This window comes from Oenococcus sicerae (assembly GCF_004102045.2).
GTDB lineage: Bacteria > Bacillota > Bacilli > Lactobacillales > Lactobacillaceae > Oenococcus > Oenococcus sicerae.
The window spans coordinates 626856-647727 of record NZ_CP029684.2 but is presented as its reverse complement, the minus strand read 5'-3'; the positions used below and the strand labels follow the sequence as shown (position 1 = coordinate 647727).

General features: G+C 40.5%; 21 protein-coding genes. 20 read left to right on the top strand and 1 reads right to left on the bottom strand.

Annotation, left to right across the window (positions count from 1 at the left end; genetic code table 11):
* The first annotated feature begins 7 nt into the window (after window positions 1-7).
* The 13 genes from DLJ48_RS03245 to DLJ48_RS03185 all read left to right on the top strand — a co-directional run bounded on the left by DLJ48_RS03245 (window position 8) and on the right by DLJ48_RS03185 (window position 12377).
* On the top strand, window positions 8-379 hold the full coding sequence (locus tag DLJ48_RS03245) for a GntR family transcriptional regulator (protein WP_128685869.1): 372 nt from the start codon (window positions 8-10) through the stop codon (window positions 377-379).
* Window positions 366-1265, top strand: coding sequence for an ATP-binding cassette domain-containing protein (locus DLJ48_RS03240; protein WP_128685867.1), 900 nt, complete (start codon window positions 366-368; stop codon window positions 1263-1265). The genes DLJ48_RS03245 and DLJ48_RS03240 overlap by 14 nt, the downstream gene beginning before the upstream one ends.
* Window positions 1262-2707, top strand: a complete 1446-nt coding sequence (locus tag DLJ48_RS03235) for a hypothetical protein (RefSeq protein ID WP_243148660.1) — start codon at window positions 1262-1264, stop codon at window positions 2705-2707. The genes DLJ48_RS03240 and DLJ48_RS03235 overlap by 4 nt, the downstream gene beginning before the upstream one ends.
* Before the next feature lie 57 nt (window positions 2708-2764).
* Window positions 2765-3790 carry a tryptophan--tRNA ligase gene (trpS, locus tag DLJ48_RS03230; RefSeq protein WP_128685865.1) on the top strand — a complete coding sequence of 342 codons (1026 nt, stop codon included), beginning with the start codon at window positions 2765-2767 and terminating at the stop codon, window positions 3788-3790.
* A complete protein-coding gene (locus DLJ48_RS03225) occupies window positions 3787-4878 on the top strand; it encodes a hydroxymethylglutaryl-CoA reductase, degradative (protein ID WP_128685863.1) in 1092 nt (363 codons plus the stop codon). The genes trpS and DLJ48_RS03225 overlap by 4 nt, the downstream gene beginning before the upstream one ends.
* Window positions 4871-6388, top strand: coding sequence for a phosphoenolpyruvate carboxylase (ppcA, locus tag DLJ48_RS03220; protein WP_128685861.1), 1518 nt, complete (start codon window positions 4871-4873; stop codon window positions 6386-6388). The genes DLJ48_RS03225 and ppcA overlap by 8 nt, the downstream gene beginning before the upstream one ends.
* The gene (locus tag DLJ48_RS03215; protein ID WP_128687074.1) at window positions 6388-7089 is read left to right on the top strand and encodes an NAD-dependent protein deacylase; all 702 of its coding nucleotides are present in this window, start codon (window positions 6388-6390) and stop codon (window positions 7087-7089) included. Before ppcA ends, DLJ48_RS03215 begins: the two co-directional genes overlap by 1 nt.
* Before the next feature lie 9 nt (window positions 7090-7098).
* Window positions 7099-7989 carry a cation diffusion facilitator family transporter gene (locus tag DLJ48_RS03210; RefSeq protein WP_128685859.1) on the top strand — a complete coding sequence of 297 codons (891 nt, stop codon included), beginning with the start codon at window positions 7099-7101 and terminating at the stop codon, window positions 7987-7989.
* A 239-nt stretch (window positions 7990-8228) separates the two neighbouring features.
* Window positions 8229-9809 (top strand): Nramp family divalent metal transporter, encoded by a 1581-nt coding sequence (locus DLJ48_RS03205; RefSeq protein WP_128687073.1) that lies wholly within the window; start codon window positions 8229-8231, stop codon window positions 9807-9809.
* Window positions 9810-9863: 54 nt separating this feature from the next.
* Window positions 9864-10310 carry a universal stress protein gene (locus DLJ48_RS03200; RefSeq protein ID WP_128685857.1) on the top strand — a complete coding sequence of 149 codons (447 nt, stop codon included), beginning with the start codon at window positions 9864-9866 and terminating at the stop codon, window positions 10308-10310.
* Between the two features lie 68 nt (window positions 10311-10378).
* A complete protein-coding gene (locus DLJ48_RS03195; RefSeq protein ID WP_128685855.1) occupies window positions 10379-11059 on the top strand; it encodes a VIT1/CCC1 transporter family protein in 681 nt (226 codons plus the stop codon).
* Window positions 11059-11742, top strand: a complete 684-nt coding sequence (locus tag DLJ48_RS03190; protein WP_128685853.1) for a VIT1/CCC1 transporter family protein — start codon at window positions 11059-11061, stop codon at window positions 11740-11742. The genes DLJ48_RS03195 and DLJ48_RS03190 overlap by 1 nt, the downstream gene beginning before the upstream one ends.
* Window positions 11743-11873: 131 nt before the next feature.
* Window positions 11874-12377, top strand: coding sequence for a universal stress protein (locus DLJ48_RS03185; RefSeq protein ID WP_128685851.1), 504 nt, complete (start codon window positions 11874-11876; stop codon window positions 12375-12377).
* Window positions 12378-12420: 43 nt separating this feature from the next.
* Here the strand turns inward: DLJ48_RS03185 and DLJ48_RS03180 are convergent, their stop codons facing one another.
* Window positions 12421-13713, bottom strand: coding sequence for an HD domain-containing protein (locus DLJ48_RS03180; protein WP_128685849.1), 1293 nt, complete (start codon window positions 13711-13713; stop codon window positions 12421-12423).
* 46 nt (window positions 13714-13759) lie between these two features.
* Between DLJ48_RS03180 and DLJ48_RS03175 the strand changes: the two genes are divergently transcribed.
* From DLJ48_RS03175 to DLJ48_RS03145, 7 genes are all read left to right on the top strand, one after another.
* Window positions 13760-14197 (top strand): YwiB family protein, encoded by a 438-nt coding sequence (locus DLJ48_RS03175; RefSeq protein WP_128685847.1) that lies wholly within the window; start codon window positions 13760-13762, stop codon window positions 14195-14197.
* 25 nt (window positions 14198-14222) lie between these two features.
* Complete coding sequence (rpoE, locus tag DLJ48_RS03170) at window positions 14223-14819, top strand: DNA-directed RNA polymerase subunit delta (protein WP_128685846.1); 597 nt, start codon at window positions 14223-14225, stop codon at window positions 14817-14819.
* A 133-nt stretch (window positions 14820-14952) separates the two neighbouring features.
* Window positions 14953-16587 carry a CTP synthase gene (locus DLJ48_RS03165; RefSeq protein ID WP_128685844.1) on the top strand — a complete coding sequence of 545 codons (1635 nt, stop codon included), beginning with the start codon at window positions 14953-14955 and terminating at the stop codon, window positions 16585-16587.
* Between the two features lie 33 nt (window positions 16588-16620).
* A complete protein-coding gene (locus tag DLJ48_RS03160) occupies window positions 16621-17907 on the top strand; it encodes a UDP-N-acetylglucosamine 1-carboxyvinyltransferase (RefSeq protein WP_128685843.1) in 1287 nt (428 codons plus the stop codon).
* A gap of 81 nt (window positions 17908-17988) precedes the next feature.
* Complete coding sequence (locus DLJ48_RS03155) at window positions 17989-18231, top strand: type B 50S ribosomal protein L31 (protein WP_128685841.1); 243 nt, start codon at window positions 17989-17991, stop codon at window positions 18229-18231.
* A gap of 65 nt (window positions 18232-18296) precedes the next feature.
* Entirely contained in the window at window positions 18297-19727 is a 1431-nt protein-coding gene (locus DLJ48_RS03150) for a C69 family dipeptidase (RefSeq protein WP_128685839.1), read from the top strand.
* Between the two features lie 81 nt (window positions 19728-19808).
* Window positions 19809-20771, top strand: coding sequence for an aldo/keto reductase (locus DLJ48_RS03145; protein WP_128685837.1), 963 nt, complete (start codon window positions 19809-19811; stop codon window positions 20769-20771).
* The last annotated feature ends 101 nt before the right edge of the window (window positions 20772-20872 follow it).

Below are 20872 nucleotides of genomic sequence, written 5' to 3'. Positions count from 1 at the left end.
AGATCAAATGGCCATAACTCGGAAAAAGCCGATCTATCTGAAATTAGTTGATCGGATTAAAAATGAGGTTGCAAACGATATTTTATCTGCTCATGATCAACTTCCATCTGTTCGTGAGATGGCTTTAGAGGAGAAGATCAATCCAAATACAGTTGCCAAAGCCTATAAGGAACTGGAAAAACAAAATGTTATTGAAACGATTCCTGGAAAAGGCACTTTTGTGACTAGGAATACGCAAAATATTAAGATCTTAAATCGAAAACAGTTGATTGATAATCTGGCTGAGGCGATCGATAAACTTCAAAAAAATGGTATTGAAACAGATAAAATCAAAAAAATTATTGCTGGCATTTTAGGAGGGAAAGATGCTAAAAATTGAGAGTTTAGTTAAATCCTTAGATGGCAAAAAAATTATTTCAAACATTAGCTTTTCCTTAAAAGAAGGACAAATCGTCGGTTTGATAGGCCGGAACGGAGCTGGAAAAACGACACTTTTCCGCTTGATAGCTGGTGAATATTTAGCTGATCACGGTAGTGTTCGAATAGAAGATTCAGCTGATTTTCGCTCGCAAATTTTTTATCTGGACGCCCCTGATAACTTCACTAATGCACATACGGCTACGCAATTGGCCCGTATTTTTAAAATCAGTTACCCTCGGATAGACATCGACTGGTTCGAAAGTCTGGTGAAGATCAATAATCTTCCGTTAAATAAAAAACTCTCTAGTATGTCCAAAGGTCAGCGCGGCTTGATTTTGGCTATCTCGGCAATTACAAGCAAAGCGCGTTATGTTTTGCTTGATGAGCCTTTGGATGGTTTGGATCTGATCGTGAGAGACCAAGTTAAACAAATGCTGATTACTGCTGTTTCCAACAGCAAAACGTCCATTATGATCGCTTCGCATAATTTGCAGGAGCTGGATCTATTGACTGATCGTATTATTTTGCTAAAAGATGGCAAAATTGCCAATGATTACATGCCGGGTGAAGAACTAGAAACGGCTAATGTCGCTAAATTGCAGATGGTTATCGAGGGAGAACTGCCGAAGGTGGTTATTGATTCTGGTCATATTTTGGAGAAAAGAGGACATTTATATGTTGTTCTTTTTAAGAACTATGACAGTAAGCTGGCTAATCGGGTCAAACGTACTAAAGCACAATACATTGAAGAACTAGCAGTGAATTCCGATGATATTTTCCGTGCGACTTTTGATGAGGATTATCGTCTTCATCAGGCGGCAGCCCAGAAGGAAGAAAAACAATGAGACAGTCAATTAAGCTTTATTATCAGCTGCGTAAGTTATGGATCTGGACGGTTCTCGTTATTGTGACAATTCTTGGATTAAGCAGCCTTGTATTAAATATGGCTGTTTGGCATCAAGCGGAGAATACGTTTGATAGTCATTTTGATGCACACCATTATTATGAGATGCAAGACTATGCCAAAAGTTTAGTGGACACGAAGAAGTCAGCTAAGATCGTTAAAGGCTGGCAAAATCAATTCTATGGCGATATCAGCACTGAAGAAAAATTCTCTAAGTCGGACGAAATCTTTTACTATATCAACACAGTTAATCCAAATAATTATGTAGAATCAGTCGAAATAGATGGTAGTTCGCCAGATGACAGTTCGATCAGTTATAGGAAAATTTATCGGAAGATGATCAAGCGCTTGCCCAAGACTTTTGAAGGCTTCCGTAAACAAACTTTGCAGTATTATAACAACAAGAAAAACGATTCAAGTAATGTTTTCTCACGCTATTTTGGTATAACAGACGCACATAGCCGAACGATTACGTTGCCAATAACGAATAAAAGCAATCAAAATGGCGGGCCATTTAATAAAAAAGGTTTCACAACCAGAAAATTTGTTTTCAATAATCCTTATGGTTTGGGTCCGATCTTGTTGATTATTATTATCGGCGCCTTCTTCTTTTTGCTTGATCAGACCCACGGTATTAACGCTTATATGCTACAAAGAAGCAAAAGCGGTGCATATGTTGCTTTGGCCAAATCTTTGTGTTGGTTTGTCATCCCAAGTATGTTATCGGTTTTTTGGACCATCTTTGCTTATATCACTAAAGGACTAATGATCCCGCATGAATTTATTAGATGGAATATGTCAACAGTCTTATTAAATAATATCGCTGTCCTAGAAATGATGATTATTTTAGTGACGGTCGGTTTATTGATTGACTCCTTCATTGGTAGTATTTTTGGAAAATTCTATACTTTTATTACAGGATTTTTTGCCTCGATCCTTTTCTTTATCACGTTTTTTTCTGTCATTAGTTTTTTAAATCGTCATCTTCACTGGCAGTTTAAAATGACAGAAGGATTGAAACTTTTCGTTAAAACGATTTTTACGAATCCGGTTGATCTATTTTCGATTCTTTTGTTGATCGCAATTCCCTTTTTATTATTGGCACTGCACTGGTATCGTCATTATTCTATTGAGACGGATAGCAAGTATATCCGTCTACAAAAATTTAAAAAACCTTTTTTCATCTTTGTCCTGTTACTAGCTACATGGGACTTTTTGCTCCCATTGATTTTGAGCCTTCACGATACATCCTCGGCATTCGCCATTACAAGTGATCTTTCTTCGGTTGTGTGGTGGGTTGCTTGGGGGATCGGTATCACCTTATTTACAACCTGGATGATTTTTGGCAGGCGTCCGAGTTTTTTAAGGAAGAAGAAAGCTTGATTAGAGAGAAAACTTCTTTTTCCATTATTTTTGCTCAAAAATTCTATAATTAAAATTATGACAAAAGAAATATATTTGACTGGCGACCGCCCAACTGGCAAGCTCCATATTGGACATTATGTTGGTTCTTTAAAAAACCGCGTTGTCATGCAGAATTCTGGTGATTATGATCCTTTTGTCATGATTGCCGACACGCAAGCTTTTACAGACAATGCCCGTGATCCAAAAAAAATTCGAGATAGTCTCACAGAGGTTGCTTTGGATTATTTAGCAGTTGGCCTAGACCCGAAGAAAACAACTATTTTTGTGCAATCTCAAATTAAGGGTTTATTCGAATTAACCAGTTATTACATGAATCTAGTGACAGTGGCTCGTTTACAAAGGAACCCAACTGTTAAAGCCGAAATTCAACAAAAATCCTTTGGCGAATCAATTCCAGCCGGATTCTTTACTTATCCTGTCAGCCAGGCAGCTGATATCACAATTTTTCGTGCAAAAAAAGTACCGGTCGGTGACGACCAAGAACCGATGATCGAACAGACGCGTGAGTTAGTTCGTTCCTTTAATAACGCTTATCACACTGACATTTTAGTTGAGCCGGAAGGTGTTTTTCCAGAGAAAGGACTAGGCCGGATTCCCGGTATTGATGGCGATGCTAAGATGTCGAAATCTCTAGGAAATGCCATTTATTTGTCAGATGACGCAGATACTGTCGCCGCTAAAGTTAAACAAATGTACACTGATCCCAAACATGTCGCTGTGGATGATCCTGGACATGTCGAAGGCAATGTTGTGTTTACTTATTTAGATATTTTTGACCCTGATACAAAACAAGTAGCTGATTTAAAAGCACAGTACACGCATGGCGGATTGGGTGACATGAAGCTAAAGAAGTACTTGATTGAAGTTTTGGAAAGTGAATTAAAACCAATTCGTGAACGTCGAATGGCATTCGCTCAAGATATCCCAGCCATCTTGCAAATGTTGAAAGATGGTTCAGATCATGCTAATAAAATTGCCGAAGCGACAATGAAAGAAGTTCGTCAAGCGATCGGGGTGAACTATTTTGCTGGTTTGAAATGACGAAATTTTATGAAAAAAATTACCAAGACAGATTGATGGAAGTTACGCCAGACAAGGATTTGTCCGGCGTTTTTGAAAAACATGCTGATTTAAATCATGAGAAATTGATTGAAAACTATTTAACTGATTTTTCAACGCCAGTCGGTATTTTGCGCAAACTTCGAATCGATGGTCGAGATTATGTGATTCCTATGGCCACTGAAGAGGCCAGCGTCATCGCGGCTGCTAATAATGCTGCGAAATATTTGCCGAATATTCAAACTGTTTATCAAACAAACTTGCGTTTTGGACAGATTTTGGTTATCGGTGATTTTGATCGTTTAAGTGCTTTATATGCAGAAAATAAAAATAACTGGCAAGGAATCGCTGATGCTGCATATCCTTCGATCGTTAAACGCGGTGGTGGGCTGAAGCAGATCCATTTTCGTCAAATGGATGGTAGCCACTTTTCTTTTGATTTATTGATCGATACGCAAGATGCGTCTGGTGCTAATATTGTTGATACGATCGCAGAAGCTTTAGTTGAAGAACTGCGTTCGCAAAAAGTCGATGTTGTGGCCGCAATTGTTTCCAACCTGCCGACAACTAGCATGACAGAACTCAAAACACTTGTGTCAGGCATTGATGATCACACGGCTGAAAGAATTGCTGAACTGTCACATTTTTCTATGATCGATTTACACCGAGCGGCTACTGATAATAAAGGTTTTTTAAACGGTGCTTCGGCAGTGGTGATGGCCACTGGCAATGATTGGCGGGCATTTGAGGCTGGTGCCCACGCCTATGCGGCAATTGATGGCAGCTACAAAGCCCTGACATCGTGGACGATCAATTCACAAGATCAATTAATCGGTCGTGTCAAATTGCCTGTGGCACTGGGAATTGTTGGTGGCACGATTGATCAATTGCCGACGGCACAAGCGAATTTGAAGTTACTGCATGCATCATCCGCCAACGAACTGGCTAAGGCTGTTGTGGCGACTGGCTTAGCCCAGAATTTCGCTGCTTTAAAAGCACTAGTGACACAGGGTATCCAAAAAGGACACATGAAAATGCAGCATCGTGCAATAGGAGAAGCTCATGAATAAAATTACAAGAAGGATTCCCAACATAATGGGTACACAGCACCCTGACAATGCCAGTGTGCCTTTTTTCAAACAAAGCCGCAGTCCTTTTATTTCCGCCTACAAGGAAGTAGATGAAGCCTTTAGTAATTTTTCCACCCTTGATACGGATGAGTACATGTGGGATTGGGAAGGCAAACATGCGGATTCTGCGGTAATCGATCGTTTGTACTCCGAACATTATGCTTATTTTAAGAAAAATCAACTTGGCCGTGACAAGTTTTTGACCTTTCGACTGCCGAATATTTGGGAGGAAAAAGGTTATAGTCTCATGCAGGCTATGGCCACAATTCTCTCGGCCGAAGATTTTGCCAAAGATTTAGCTTTTGATCAGCGGCCATTGTTTGAAGCTATTTTACCAATGGCTCAGACTGCCGAGCAGTTAATTGAAATTGAAGATAAGTTCGCCAAACTCGCTAACTTTAAATCTGCTGAATTTACAAGCGGATCAAACAATACTGCGCGGCTCGATATGATACCGCTATTTGAAGGCTTTGATACCCAATTGAATGCACCTCAGATTTTAAAAAAATATCTTGCACTTTATGAAAAAACTTTTAACCGCCCGCTTGAATATCTCAGAGTCTTTTTAGCTGGTTCTGATTCAGCCTTGAGTAACGGCTTTATGAATTCGATCATTGGCAATAAACTGGCCTTAACGCGCCTAGCTGAATTTTCTGATCAGGTTGATTTGCCAGTTTTCCCAATTGCGGGAACAGGATCAACTATTTTTCGTGGTGGTTTATCACCACGCTGGATTAAGCGCTACCTAGAAGAGTTTCCTGGTTTGAAAACGGCTACGGTTCAATCGGCTTTTCGTTACGATTATCCGACCGATCAAGTTAAATCAGCGATCAAGGAGCTGCGCACCGGTCTACAAAGCAGCCAGCCGGTTTCTATGACTGCTGCTGAACAAACTATTTTGATCAATGTTGCAGAAAAGTCAGCTCATTACTATCACGAGACACTTGATCAGCTGATTGTCGATCTGCAGCCTATTTTTGATGCCTTTCCAAAACGGCGTGATCGCCGTCAGCATGTTGGCATATTGGGTTATTCAAGGCAGGTTGACGGTTATAAAATGCCTCGAGCGATCACCTTTACAGGCAGTCTTTATTCAATTGGTGTTCCACCAGAATTTATAGGCTTTGGTCGTGCGTTAATGAGCCTAAATGCAAAAGAATTAGCAATCTTTATTCAGCATTATCCGAATTTGAAACATGATTTTACTCACTTAGCTCGTTATATTAGTCAAGATGCCTTAGCCAGTTTAAGTGCCAAAAACCCAGCTTGGCTCGAAGTTAAAAAAGATATTGACGATATGCAGGCTATTTTACAGTTTGAGATCGGTCCCCAAAACGCCAAAGAAGAAGAAAATGATCGACTGGCTTTCGATCTTGTTAAAGTCATTGATGCACCGACCAGAACGCTTTTGATCGAGAAACAAGCGCTTTTAAGAGGATTTTTGGGTTGATTCTAACAAATGAGACGCAAAAATTATTTGACGATGCCCAGCACATCGTTTTTATGACTGGCGCTGGTGTTTCAACAGCTTCCGGAATTCCAGATTATCGCAGCAAGGGCGGCTTATACTCGACCAGCGAGCTAGATCGGCCAGAATATTTATTGAGTCATACTTGTTTTCAGCGTGAACCGGAACGGCAATATAAATTTATGAAAGAAAATATGTACTTTCCGAATGCCAAAGCGAACATCATTCATGAAAAAATGGCTGCCTTTGTTAAAGCCGGAAAAGCTCGTGTGATCACACAAAACGTTGATGGTCTGCACACGCAATTGGATCCGACCACAATTGAATTTCATGGTTCTTTGTATCGTGTTTACGCGGATATTGATCATAAACCTGCTAGCGTACATGACTATTTGAAATCAATGTATCGAGCAGGCGATCAGGCTATTTTACGGCCGGATATTACCTTTTACGAAGAAATGCCCCAGCACGTTGAAGCGGCAATTGCTGCAGTTGCAGAAGCTGATCTAGTTGTGGTTGTTGGCACGAGTTTTAAAGTTTATCCTTTTGCCGGTCTAATTGATTATGCGCCATCTAGAGCTGTGAAGATTGCAATCAATATGGAACAGATCCAAACACATATTCCGATCAAACAAATCATTGCTGATGCCACGCAATTTTTTGCTGCCCTGCAACTGCGTTAATATAAATTTATGGATGAAGAAAATATTGCACAGGATCCTAGGAATAGAAAAAAGTATTGGCTCGGCATTTCGATTAATTTAATTTTTATTATTTTTGAAGTTGCTTGCGGTCTTTTTGCCAGCTCATTGGCCTTGGTTACGGACGCGGTTCATAATTTAGGGGATGTGCTTGGCTTAGTGATCAGTTTGGTGGCGGTGATTTTGTTAAAACGAAAACCGACAAAACATCACACTTATGGTTTTTATAACACAACAATTTTAGCTGCTTTTATTAACTCTTTAATTTTGGTAGCTAGTTTAACGTTGATTATTTGGGAGTCGATTCTACGTTTGCTGCATCCAGAAAGTCATGTGAACGGCGGAATTGTAGCTGTGGTTGCCTTGATCGGTGTCGTGATCAATGGTCTTACCGCCTATATTTTTCAGTCTGGTGCGCATGGCGAATTGAATGAGAGAGCTAATTATTGGCATTTTGTGGGCGATGCACTGATCAGTCTATGTGTTGTTATTGCCGGAGTTGCAATCAATTTTACAGGTTGGGAAATGATTGATCCTTTAGTTTCGATTTTGGCAGCAGTCTTCATACTGCGCGAATCATGGAATGTGTTTATCAGCTCATTTGACTTGGTGACCAATGGCGTACCAGATGGTGTTGATGAAATAGAAGTTGAAAAATATTTGTTGAGCCTGCCTGAAATTGACAAAATAAATGATATGCATATTTGGGCTTTATCAACAACTGAGATTGCGATCTCGGCTCATTTACAGTGTGATCAGCCTGGTGATTATATGAAAATCATTGATTCAGCAACGGAAGGATTGCGAAAAAATTTTCATATTGATCACGTTACTTTACAATTAGAAACTTGCAACAAGAAGCATAAAGAATCAACGATTTAAATTATTTTAGGTCAAAATAGCTGGAAATGCCCATTCTTTAGCTTTTTAGTGTATAGTAAATTTTGAGCTAGTTCTTATTTATCAGCTATCCACATCCAAGTGGATTGACAGATATGATAAACAAAAAATAACTCGAATTACTTGGAAAATCTAATCATTGAATTAAAAGACAACTTGTTTTTTAATACTTTTAGTTTACCTAAAATAGTTTTTTCAAATTTAGAGAGGTGGTATTTATTTTGGGTGAAAATGCTAAAAGCAAAACTCATAAAACTCATGGGCTGATCCATTATGCCAACGGTCCATCGTTGGAAGAAATCAATGGAACTGTTAAAGTTCCTAAAGGAAAAGGATTCTGGCGAACCTTGTTTGCTTATTCAGGTCCAGGAGCCTTAGTGGCTGTTGGCTATATGGATCCAGGAAATTGGTCGACTTCGATTACGGGCGGCCAAAACTTCCAGTATTTATTGATGTCAACGATCTTAATTTCCAGTCTGATCGCGATGTTGCTGCAATACATGGCTGCTAAATTAGGGATTGTTTCTCAGATGGATCTAGCACAAGCGATCCGTGCACGAACTAGTAAATCGCTTGGATTTGTGCTTTGGATCATGACTGAGCTAGCAATTATGGCAACTGATATCGCTGAGGTTATCGGTGCAGCGATCGCACTGTACTTGCTGTTCCATATTCCTTTAGTCATAGCTGTATTTATTACGGTTTTCGATGTCCTGCTACTTTTGCTGCTGACGAAAATTGGATTCCGAAAAATTGAAGCCATCGTTGTTGCTTTGATCCTTGTTATCTTATTCGTTTTCGTTTATCAAGTTGCACTTTCTGATCCTAATTGGAGCGGCGTGATCATGGGCTTGGTTCCTAGTGCTAAAGCCTTTTCAACTTCTGGTGCGGTTAATGGTATTACACCATTAAGCGGTTCGCTGGGTATTATCGGTGCGACCGTTATGCCGCATAACTTGTACCTGCATTCCGCTATTTCGCAGACGCGGCAAATTGATCATAATGATGAAGAAGACGTTGCGCAGACAGTGCGTTTTAGTGCATGGGATTCAAATATTCAATTGACTGCTGCTTTCTTTGTTAATGCATTGTTATTGATCATGGGTGTTGCCGTCTTTAAAAGTGGTGCGGTTAAAGATCCATCCTTCTTTGGATTATTCGCAGCTTTGTCTGATACATCGACTTTAAGCAATGGCATTTTGATCAGCGTTGCTAAAACGGGTATCTTGTCGACTTTGTTCGCTGTGGCTTTGCTTGCCTCTGGTCAAAATTCCACAATTACCGGTACACTTACTGGTCAGGTCATTATGGAGGGCTTTGTTCACATGAAGATGCCCTTGTGGCTTCGTCGTCTGGTCACTCGCTTGATTTCGGTGATTCCAGTTTTGATTTGTGTGGCAATGACTAGTGGAAAAAGTGCCATTGCAGAACATCAGGCATTAAACACATTAATGAATAATTCACAAGTCTTCTTAGCCTTTGCGTTGCCATTTTCAATGCTGCCATTATTAATGTTTACAGACAGTAGTCTTGAGATGGGACAGCGTTTTAAAAACAGTATGTGGGTTAAGATTCTTGGCTGGCTTTCAGTTATTGGTCTGACTTTCTTAAATCTGTTAGGAATGCCGGATTCCATCGCTGCCTTCTTTGGCGATAATGCCAGCAAATCTGAATTAGCTTTAGCTCACGGAATTGCTTATCTTTTGATTCTTGCTATTCTGGCTCTGCTTGCTTGGACGATTATTGAAATCCTGAAGGGCAACAAACGCTATGCTAGTCAACAGCTGGAATTGAACAATTAACTTAGTTGCTATTTCAAATATGTTTTAAAATTTAAATGGGAAAGGATGCACAAAATGCCAGAAGAATCTGTAGATAAAGTTTTTAATCGAATCTTAGTTGGTGTTGATGATTCCCAGGATGCCCAACTGGCGTTCAAGTACGCGGTTCGTCGAGCTGCAAAAGATGGTGCAACACTGATCATTACTTCTATTTTGGAAAATGATGAGCTTAATGTTTATCAAGCTTTGACAAAAGATTATATTCATGGTGAACGTGCTGATTTAGTTGAGCATTTACAAGAATATAAGAAGATCGCCGCTGATGCTGGGGTTAAGAATATTGAAATGGTCGTTGATGAAGGTGATGCCGGAGAGACGATCGTCAAGAATGTTATTCCGACCACAGATGCCGATCTTTTGATTATTGGTTCGCTTTCTAAAAAAGGAATTAGTAAATACTTTGGTTCACAGGCTGCATATATGGCTAAATATTCGCCAATTTCCGTGTTGATCATTCGGTAATTGCAGCATTAAAAGAAAATATTTTGAAAAATGGATTGTGAAATCCATTTTTCTTTAGAGAGCAGATTATGAATTTATCTGAAAAAATTAACATTATTCGAGCTAGTGTGATGGGTGCAAATGACGGCATTATTTCAGTTGCAGGGATCGTTCTTGGTGTTTTTGCGGCGACTGAAGGGCGAACTAATGGCAACTGGGCCATTTTTATTGCTGGCTTTGCTGGTACTTTGGCTGGCATGATTTCAATGGCAGCCGGCGAGTATGTATCGGTTCATGGTCAACGCGATGCTGAAAATGCTGCGATTCAATTAGAATCGGAAGCTAATAGAAATAATATGAAGCAGCAGATCGCCGCTGTTCAAGCATCATTGATCAGTGACGATATTTCGTTGGCTTTAGCTAAAAAAGCCGCTAGTGAAATGATGATGTCGAGACCTATTGATACTGCAGTACGCGTTAAACACGGTTTTAATATTCAAAACAAGATCAACCCTTATCATGCTGCAATTGCTTCTTTTGTTACTTTTCCGCTTGGTGCACTATTGCCGATGTCAGCCATTTTGGCAAGTCCAAAAAACCTCAAGATAATTTCAACTTATGCAGCTGTTATGATCGCACTCATTTTAACGGGCTATTTTGCCGCTAAAATTGGTAATGCAGATACGCGAAATGGTATTGTCAGAAATGTCATTGCCGGTCTTTTTACAATGACAGCGACTTTTTTGATCGGGAGGCTGTTTAATAGATAATGTTCGAGCAGACAAAAAAACAATCGCTGGAGCAACGGCTTAATGCGCTTCGAGCTGGGGTTTTGGGTTCTAATGACGGCATCCTAACGGTTGTGGGTGTCTTGTTTTCAACAGCCGCAGCTACAACGAATAATTTTATTATTTTAATTGCTGGCTTAGCGGATCTATTGGCCTGCTCTTTTTCAATGGCGGCGGGTGAATATGCTTCTGTTTCGGCTCAAAGAGAAACGGAACGGGCGGTCGTTAGTTCAGAGGAAGATAAGATCAATGCTGATGAAAACTATTCTCGCAAAACGATTGCCAGTAATTATTTAGCCCAAGGTGTCTCAGAAGCAACGGCCTATGCCATTGCTGATGAATTAATTAAAAAACGTGAAATACAAGCCGTTGTTTATTCAAAATATACTCTGAAAATTGGTGAGTATGTCAATCCTTGGGATGCGGCTTTTAGTTCCTTGTTCAGTGCGGCGCTGGGCGGTTTATTCCCATTATTGGCTATGCTGTTATTCCCGCAGCAATGGAAGTTTATCGCGACGATTTTAGCGACGACGCTGGCCGTGGCAATGACTGGTTCTCTTTCAGCCCTTTTAGGCAAGTCGGAAGTTAAGTCAGCCGTCATTCGTAATGTGATCATTGGCTTGATTACAGTTGCGATTCACTATGCCGTTGGAAAACTCTTTTGATTTCTCATGATATTTGAACGATAATTTAGCCTAAGAGGAAAAATTCATTCATGTAGATTCACGAATCCTTTCGATTTATTTAATGTTTATTTTTCTCAATGCAAAATGTTTCAGGAAAATAGGTGAAGATTTTGACTAATAAATTTGTTGCAAAACAATTCAAACATGTGTTGGCTGCTGTTGATGATTCGCCGCAAGGACAATCAGCTTTGAATTTTGCGATTCATCAAGCTGAGGAGGATCACGCAAAATTAACGATTTTATCCGTCCTCGAAGAAGATGAGCTGTCAGTGACAACACGCTTAAGTGCTAACGAAATGGGCCATCTGCATGATCTCATTGACGAAGCCCTAGTTGATTATGAAAAAATAGCAAATCGATCGGGTCTTAAAGACAGTCAGATCGATAAAATGTTTGCTCAAGGAGACAATGCGGGTGAAACAGTTGTTAAAGATGTACTGCCCAATTCTGATATTGATTTAGTGGTTGTTGGCGCGCATTCTAGAACAGGCTGGTCAAGCCATTTAGGGTCTCAAGCAAGCTACATTGCGAAAACGGCACCGATTTCTGTCACGATTATTCGTGATCAGGAGCTCGTCAAAGATGAGAACAAAATTGGTTTTCTCGAACGTTGAAACTGAATAATACATTTTAAAAATGGACCGATGGCCCTTTTTTTTAATATGTTTTTTTATATTTTAAATAAAGTGCATTCACTTCTGCATCATCCAGCAGCTCTCTGGGGAAAAAGAAGCGCCGATCGATCGATTTTTTGCCATTGATAGCTTCGACCAAAGGACTGAGCTGTGATAATTCAGCTTGTTTGCCATCTGGATAAATGAATTTGATGCCTTCTTCGCCGGTTTTTGGCGAATAGCTTTCGTAAGGCAGATCCGTTGCATCATTTTCACCCGTGTAATATTCTGGATCAAAAGCTCTAGCTTGAATTTTTGCTTTTAAATGATCGATCAATGGCCTGGTTTTGTCATTTAAAACAATTGACTTCAAAGGTTTACGATCCAAAAAGCGTTTTGACAAGTCTGACAAGATTGGATCATCAACATTTTGCCAAACATTAAAAGCTGTATTAAAAACAGAGTCGTCCAAGGCAATGTAATCTTTCAGATCTATGTCATTTTTTAAAGCAAAAATTGGTTTGATCAGGTCAAAAAAGATCGGATCATTTGGGTTCTTGTCAAAGAGTACCTGAGCCCGTTTTAAAAGATTTTCTAAGACGACTTCCATGCCGCGTGAAACAGGATGGAAGTAAACTTGTAAATACATTTGATATCGTGAAATGACATAATCTTCGATCGAATGAACACCAGCAATGTCAAAAACAAAACCATCTTTGACCGGCCGCATTAAACGCAAAATCCGCTCAATATCATAGCGGCCATACTCTGCCCCGGTGTAATAAGCATCGCGCAGCAGATAATCCATCCGGTCGGCATCCAGCTGTGAGCTAACAATTTGTACGACGCGCTTATCGGGATAGCTTTTACCGATCACAGCTGCGACTTTAGCCGGAAAATCTGCCGAAACAGTTTTTAAAATAGCATTAACTTCCGTATTGGGATCAACGATAATCTTTTGTGTGAATTGTTCATGAATCGTGTTGAACAAATGCTCAAAAGTGTGTGAATAGGCGCCATGACCGACATCGTGCAGCAAGGCAGCCGCTTGGACCAATAAATCATTTTTGTGGTCCCAATCCTGTTCATAATCGAATTTTTCATGATGATCCAAAGCTGTGATCATGCGCCGAGAAATTTCGTAGACACCTAACGAGTGCTGAAAGCGCGATTGTTCGCCGCCATGAAAAACTAAATTTGCAACACCTAGATGTTTGATACGACGCAAGCGCTGCATTTCGTGGGAATTGATTAAATCTAAGATAATGGAATTGTCGACGTGAATGAATCCGAGTATAGGATCTCGGAAAACTTTTTCTGAATTAAGAATAGTCATTAATTAAATTTTAGACTATTCGCGAACAACTGTATAATTTTTATTAATGACAGAAGAATTTGAAGCAGAAATTGATATTAGCATCAACTCAAAAATCGAACAAGCTGGAGAAAAGCAGCGAATTGACCAAAAAGCACAAGGAAAATTCATTTTAAACGCTGATACATCTGTGACGATTCTTTATGAAATCGAGGGACAATTGGTCCGTTTGGAAATCGCACCTGAGAAGACGAGAGCCGTGTACTTTGGTCATGGCGGCAAAACAGCCTTGGTCTACGATATACAAATGGATCGCGTTGCTTCGACATATGCTACTGATCAAGGTACGATCGATATGTTTGTCAAAACAAAAATCTTTGATTTTGATCAAGTTGATGCCACTGGTTCTCTCCATATTAAATACGAACTGTTTGCAGATGAAGATTCTTTAGGAAAATTTGATTTAACCTTGCAATTTTCACCGGTGGTTAGTACGATAGATTAGCATATTAGACAGAAAAGGAATATAGATGGCTTTAAAAGATGACACAACAGAACAAGTTGCAGAATTAAGCAACATCGAATTAGCCCGCGAACTTTTGAACAAAAAACGCAAGCAGACTAAATTCACAGATTTATTAGCTGAGTTGGAAAAAGTTCGTGGCACAAAGTTTGATGATCAGACGATCGTTCAAGTTTACACTGACCTCAATGCTGACGGCTCCTTTATCAGCATGGGTGAAAATGAGTGGGCTTTGCGTTCTTGGTTCGCTATTGATTCTATTAATGAATCAATTCATGAGGATCTCGATGAAGAAGATGAAAAACCTAAGAAAAAGCGGCGTAAAAAGGCCGCTGCCAGCGATGATGATGTGATCGACATTGATGATTCCGATACAGATGATGATGATGTGATCGATACAGATGATGACGACTCTGATTCAGACGATGATGATGACGACGATGATGATTCAAATAGTGATAGCGCTAATGGCGATTCAGATGATTCAATCAGCAAAAACAACAATGATGGTGATATTCCTCTGAATACAACGGATGAAAGCCTGGATGTTGTTAAAGATAACAACGATCTTGATGATCTGAGCGATGGTGACGAAGAAGTCTAATTAATCGTTAATATCGTAGTCGGTGTTTTGGACAGGCTTGACGATTGCCGCTGAGACTTGTAATGTGAATAAGGGCGCTCTAATCAATAGAGCCATACTCCTAACCTAATAAGCCGGGAGTTTTTTTATTTTTATGATTAAAACGAAAGAAACAAAGTATATATTTGTGACAGGCGGTGTTGTTTCTTCGCTTGGAAAAGGCATTGTTGCCGCTAGTTTGGGTCGCTTGCTCAAATCTCGTGGTTTGACTGTCACTGTTCAAAAATTTGATCCCTATCTAAATCCAGATCCAGGTACGATGTCACCCTATCAACATGGTGAAACTTTTGTCACACACGACGGTGTTGAGACAGATCTGGATCTCGGTCATTATGAACGTTTTATGGATATCAATACAAATAAGTATTCAAATGTGACTTCGGGTAAAATTTACCAAGAAGTCATTGATCGTGAACGGACCGGTGATTATATGGGGCACACGGTACAAGTAATTCCCCATGTGACTGATGCGATCAAAGATAAAATTTTTCGTGGTGCCAAAGAATCAAACGCTGATGTCATCATTACGGAAATTGGCGGTACGATCGGCGATATTGAATCAATGGCTTTTATTGAAGCGATTCGCCAAATGAAAAAAGAAGTTGGCGCAAATAATACTTTCTATATTCATGTTTCTTTGGTGCCATTTTTGCGGGCAGCTGGTGAATTGAAGACCAAGCCCACTCAGCATTCGGTACACGAGTTACGCGGTATGGGTATTCAGCCGGATATGATCGTCACACGTTCTGAGAAAGCTATCACACAGGGCATGAAAGAAAAATTGTCGGAGTTTACAGATGTGCCAACAGATGCGATCATTCAATCTGTTGACTCGGATGTTTTGTATGCCGTTCCTTTGAATTTAGCTGTTCAAAATATGGACCAAGTGGTGTTGGACAAACTCGGTCTGGCCGATCAACCAAAAGCCGATTTGTCGCAGTGGCGGGCTTTGGTTGAAAAAATTCGTCATCTTTCCAAACACATCAAAATCGCACTAGTTGGTAAATATACAGATTTACCAGATGCCTATATTTCTGTCCACGAAGCTTTAAAACATGCCGGTTATGCTGTTGATGCTAATGTGACTATCGCGAGTGTCAATTCAGAAGAATTAAATGACGACAACATTGCCGAAAAATTAGCTGGTATGGATGGTGTGATCGTCCCAGGCGGTTTTGGCCAACGCGGAACCGAGGGCATGATTTCGGCCATCAAGTATGTGCGGGAAAATAATATTCCTTTCTTTGGTGTTTGTTTGGGCATGCAAATGGCTTCGGTTGAATTTGCGCGTGATGCTGTTAGTTTAAAAGATGCCAACTCGACTGAAATGGATCCGGCGACACCTTATCCAGTTGTCGGATTGATGGACTCACAAAAAAAGATCACAAAAATTGGTGGTACGATGCGCCTGGGATCTTACGTAGCTATTTTAAAAGCTGGCACCAAGACCGCGGCAGCTTATGGCAATGTTTCACAAATTTCTGAACGCCATCGCCATCGTTATGAATTTAATAATGATTTCCGAGCAAAATTTGAAAAAGCTGGTATGGTATTTTCTGGTACCTCGCCGGACAACACTCTGGTAGAAATTATTGAGTATCCTCAAAATGATTTCTTCGTTGCCGTCCAGTACCATCCTGAATTTTTAAGCCGTCCAGAGCGTCCTGAAGGCCTTTATGCGGCCTTTATTCGTACAGCTCTAGCTGCTAAAGACAAAATAAAACACTGAAATATGGCAAATTATAAGTTAAAATTAATATAAATGACCAAAATCTTAATCAACGGCGGCAAGCGCCTACATGGTGAAGTGACGATCGGCGGTGCGAAAAATTCCACAGTCGCCTTGATCCCAGCTTCAATTCTTGCGGAAACACCAGTGCGTTTTGACACGGTTCCTGCAATTTTAGATGTTAAAAATCTTCAATTGATCCTACGTTCGATGAATGTTTTTTCGACTTTTGAAAATGGATTTTTAGAGATTGATCCGACTCATATAATCGAAGCGCCGCTGCCGAAAAATGCAATCAAATCTTTACGGGCTTCTTATTATTTTATGGGTGCTTTGCTCGGAAAATTTGGCAAAGCAACGGTTACATTTCCTGGTGGGGATAATATTGGGCCGCGACCGATCGATCAGCATATCAAAGGTTTCAAAGCATTAGGCGCATCAGTCCGTGAAGAAAACGATACGATTTATATCACGACCGGACCGCAAGGATTGCATGGTGCCGAGATTTTTTTTGATAAAGTCTCTGTTGGTGCAACGATGAATTTGATCATGGCGTCTGTTCGCGCTAAAGGATTGACGATTTTGGAAAACGTCGCCCGTGAACCTGAAATTATTGATTTAGCAACTTTTTTAAATAATATGGGTGCTAATGTTCGTGGTGCTGGAACTGATACGATTCGTATTTCGGGTGTACCAGTGCTGCGTTCCTCGGCAGTTCACACAATTATTCCAGATCGAATCGAAGCTGGGACTTACATCACGGCTGCTGCGGCCATGGGTGATGGCGTGACTGTTAAAAATGTCATTCCTGAACACTTAGAGTCTTTTACTTCCAAGCTGATCGAAATGGGTGTTCGTTTGCGTATTTCTGAAGATGAGATTTATGTGCCGGCTACGGGACATTTAAAACCAGTGACGATCACTACTGCACCCTTTCCTGGTTTTGCAACTGATCTTCAGCAGCCGATCAGCCCTTTGCTCATGAAGGCTGAAGGCGTTTCAACGATTATTGATACGATTTATCCCCAGCGGATTCGTCATATTGTTGAATTAAGGCGTATGGGTGGTGATATTTCATCATTAGAAGGCGGTCTCATTCAGGTTAATGAATCACCTAGATTGGTCGGTGCCGATGTGCAAGCGGCCGAAATTCGTGCCGGTGCAGCTTTAATTATTGCTGGATTAATGGCCGATGGCCAGACGATCATTGACCATGCTGATCATATTTTACGAGGCTATGAACAAATTCAACAGAAACTAACTAATCTGGGCGCCTCTGTAGCCATTTTAGATGTGGATCTGCCAAGTTTGACGCCTTGAAATGATGTGCATGAGCTGGTATTATATTAGGGTTATGACTGACTCTTTAGCTTCAGGCTAAAGGGCATTAAGGAGAAAAACATGAAAGCAGATATTCATCCAGATTATCGTCAAGTTGTTTTCGTTGATTCAACGACTGGTGCTAAATTCTTATCCGGTTCAACTGCAAAAACGCAAGGCGAGACTGATTTCGAAGGTAAGACTTATCCAATGGTACGTGTGGAAGTTACTTCTGATTCGCACCCATTCTATACAGGCAAGCAAAAAATCAACCAAGCTGATGGTGCCGTTGATAAGTTCAATAAAAAATACGGACTTAAGTAATTATTCAAGTCGCTTAGCGGCTTTTTTTGTATGCTGAATATACATCAATACAGGAGACTTAAAATATGAAAAATCAGTTTTTAGGAACATCGTGCACGACGATTTTGATTGGGAAAAAGGCTAGTTATGATGGTTCGACCATTGTGGCTAGAACCGAAGATTCTGGTAACGGTACTTTTGAAGCCAAGAAATTCATCGTAGTTCAAGCGGCCGATCAGCCGAAACATTATGTTTCGAAAATTTCAAAAGTCCAAATTGATCTGCCTGACGATCCGCTGCGTTATACGTCGACACCAAACGCGATTCCTGTCGAAGGTGTTTGGGGTGAAGCTGGTATTAATGCTGATAATGTCGCTATGAGTGCTACGGAAACGATCACGACCAACGAACGCGTATTGGGTGCTGATCCAATGGTCGCTGGTGGCATTGGCGAAGAAGATCTGCTAACGATCGTGCTGCCTTACATTCACTCTGCTAAAGAAGGCGTGGCCCGGCTCGGTGCTTTACTTGAGCAGTTTGGAACTTATGAGCGCAATGGCATTGCTTTTTCTGATGCTGATGAGATTTGGTTTTTAGAAACAGTTGGTGGTCATCATTGGGTAGCACAAAGGGTGCCTGACGATGCTTATGTGACGGTGCCGAACCAATTGGGCATTCAGGAAATTAATTTTGATGATCCAGATAACTTTCTTTACTCAGCTGATTTAAAGACTTTTATCGAGGACAATCATTTAAATCTATCCTTTGATGGCAAGGTCAACAGCCGTCTGACTTTTGGTTCGCATGCCGATATTGATCACCATTACAATACGCCGAGAGCCTGGTTTATTCAGAAGGCTTTGACAGCGAATATCGATCAAGAACCGATGAGCGACCATATTCCTTTTGTCCAAAAACCGACACATAAGATTACGATCGAAGATGTGAAGTACGTATTGTCCAGCCATTATCAGGATACAGTTTATGATCCTTATGGTACGACTGGAACTGAAGATGAAAAACACCTATTTCGTCCGATCGGTATTAATCGGACTGGTGAGTTGTCTGTTTTGCAGATCCGGCCGGACCAGCCAAAAGCAAACCAAGCCGTTCAGTGGATCGCCTATGGTTCGATGCCTTTTAACACTCTGATTCCGTTTTATACAAATATCGAAGATACGCCCAGTTATCTGAAAGATACGACAGCTCGTGTTACCTCGGAAAACTATTATTGGGTCAATCGGATCATCGCTGCATTGGCAGATTCCCACTACCGCGATGTCGTTGCTGATTTGGAACGCTATCAAGAAACTACTTTGAGTTTGGGCCACGCCAATCTGTTGGCCGCTGATCAAACGGCGATTGGCAAGACTGGTCTTGAGTTAACTAATGTTTTGCAGGCCGCCAATCAAAAAATCACGGACCAAATTAAAAATGAGACCGAAGACCTACTAGACCAAGTCCTCTTTACAGTCTCGAATTTAATGAATAACAAGTTTGCTAGAAGTGATAATTGATTTTTAATTTTCATTTCTTTTATCAGAGTAAAATTAAGTCGAGGCAATGCTTCGATTTTTTTGTTGCCAGGAGGTAAATATATGAAACAAATCGAATTAGGGCAGTCTGGTTTAACTGCTAGTCAAATCGCTTTAGGTGTGATGCGTATCAATGATCGTAATGCCAAACAAGCAGCTGAAACTGTTTCTGCAGCACTAGAAGCCGGTATTGATTATTTCGATACAGCTGATATTTATGGTGCTGGTGTATCATCAACGGTCTTTGGACAGGCTTTAAAAGATGTTGGTGTTGATCGCGATAAAATTCATATTCAAACAAAGGCTGGCATTATTATAAAAGATGGACAGATCAACGGGGATGGCTTGAAGGGCTTTCGCTACGATTTTTCTCGTGATCATTTGATTTCTGCAGTTGATATTGAATTGCAGCGCTTGCAGACTGACCACGTTGATTTTCTGCTGCTTCACCGTCCGGATACATTGATGGATCCTGATGAGGTCGCAGAAGCTTTTAGCCAGTTAGAAGCATCTGGTAAAGTGCTGCATTTCGGTGTTTCGAATTTCACCCCTTATGATGTTGATCTGCTGCAGCAGTCGGTTAGTCAGCGTTTAGAAGTGAATCAGCTTCAGTTTGGTCTTGCTCATGCTGACATGATCAGAGAAAACATTCACTTGAATATCAGCGGCAACGCAGATTACGAAAACCACATCCGTACCTTTGATGTTTTAACTTATTCGCGTCTGCACAAAATGACGATCCAAGCCTGGTCGCCTTTCCAATATGGTATGTTTGCCGGTGTCTTTATTGATAATCCCAAGTTCAAAAAACTCAATGACTTATTGCAGCAAATAGCTGACAAGTATCAGGCGACAAAAAGCGGTGTCGCCGTCGCCTGGATCTTAAAACATCCAGCTAAAATTCAAACGATTCTTGGTAGTATGTCGCCGAATCACATTAAGGAAATGGCTGATGTTGATAGTATTCATTTGACGAACCAAGAATGGTACGACTTGTATCAGACCTCTGTTAATCCACTGCCTTAATTGAAAATTCATTGTCAAAATTCCTGCCTAGCGGGAATTTTTTTGTATTATTAGCAAACTTTAAGTCTTGCTTATCAAGGAGTCACATGACACAAAGTTAA

What these genes read in the sequence shown, in the direction of transcription:
- ppcA (WP_128685861.1), top strand. Translation starts at nt 4,871, where the DNA reads ATGAATAAAATTACAAGAAGGATTCCCAACATAATGGGTACACAGCAC.
- DLJ48_RS03210 (WP_128685859.1), top strand. Translation starts at nt 7,099, where the DNA reads ATGGATGAAGAAAATATTGCACAGGATCCTAGGAATAGAAAAAAGTAT.
- DLJ48_RS03165 (WP_128685844.1), top strand. Translation starts at nt 14,953, where the DNA reads ATGATTAAAACGAAAGAAACAAAGTATATATTTGTGACAGGCGGTGTT.
- DLJ48_RS03160 (WP_128685843.1), top strand. Translation starts at nt 16,621, where the DNA reads ATGACCAAAATCTTAATCAACGGCGGCAAGCGCCTACATGGTGAAGTG.
- DLJ48_RS03195 (WP_128685855.1), top strand. Translation starts at nt 10,379, where the DNA reads ATGAATTTATCTGAAAAAATTAACATTATTCGAGCTAGTGTGATGGGT.
- DLJ48_RS03145 (WP_128685837.1), top strand. Translation starts at nt 19,809, where the DNA reads ATGAAACAAATCGAATTAGGGCAGTCTGGTTTAACTGCTAGTCAAATC.
- DLJ48_RS03200 (WP_128685857.1), top strand. Translation starts at nt 9,864, where the DNA reads ATGCCAGAAGAATCTGTAGATAAAGTTTTTAATCGAATCTTAGTTGGT.
- DLJ48_RS03190 (WP_128685853.1), top strand. Translation starts at nt 11,059, where the DNA reads ATGTTCGAGCAGACAAAAAAACAATCGCTGGAGCAACGGCTTAATGCG.
- DLJ48_RS03150 (WP_128685839.1), top strand. Translation starts at nt 18,297, where the DNA reads ATGAAAAATCAGTTTTTAGGAACATCGTGCACGACGATTTTGATTGGG.
- DLJ48_RS03240 (WP_128685867.1), top strand. Translation starts at nt 366, where the DNA reads ATGCTAAAAATTGAGAGTTTAGTTAAATCCTTAGATGGCAAAAAAATT.
- rpoE (WP_128685846.1), top strand. Translation starts at nt 14,223, where the DNA reads ATGGCTTTAAAAGATGACACAACAGAACAAGTTGCAGAATTAAGCAAC.
- DLJ48_RS03245 (WP_128685869.1), top strand. Translation starts at nt 8, where the DNA reads ATGGCCATAACTCGGAAAAAGCCGATCTATCTGAAATTAGTTGATCGG.
- DLJ48_RS03180 (WP_128685849.1), bottom strand. Translation starts at nt 13,713, where the DNA reads ATGACTATTCTTAATTCAGAAAAAGTTTTCCGAGATCCTATACTCGGA.
- trpS (WP_128685865.1), top strand. Translation starts at nt 2,765, where the DNA reads ATGACAAAAGAAATATATTTGACTGGCGACCGCCCAACTGGCAAGCTC.
- DLJ48_RS03225 (WP_128685863.1), top strand. Translation starts at nt 3,787, where the DNA reads ATGACGAAATTTTATGAAAAAAATTACCAAGACAGATTGATGGAAGTT.
- DLJ48_RS03235 (WP_243148660.1), top strand. Translation starts at nt 1,262, where the DNA reads ATGAGACAGTCAATTAAGCTTTATTATCAGCTGCGTAAGTTATGGATC.
- DLJ48_RS03155 (WP_128685841.1), top strand. Translation starts at nt 17,989, where the DNA reads ATGAAAGCAGATATTCATCCAGATTATCGTCAAGTTGTTTTCGTTGAT.
- DLJ48_RS03175 (WP_128685847.1), top strand. Translation starts at nt 13,760, where the DNA reads ATGACAGAAGAATTTGAAGCAGAAATTGATATTAGCATCAACTCAAAA.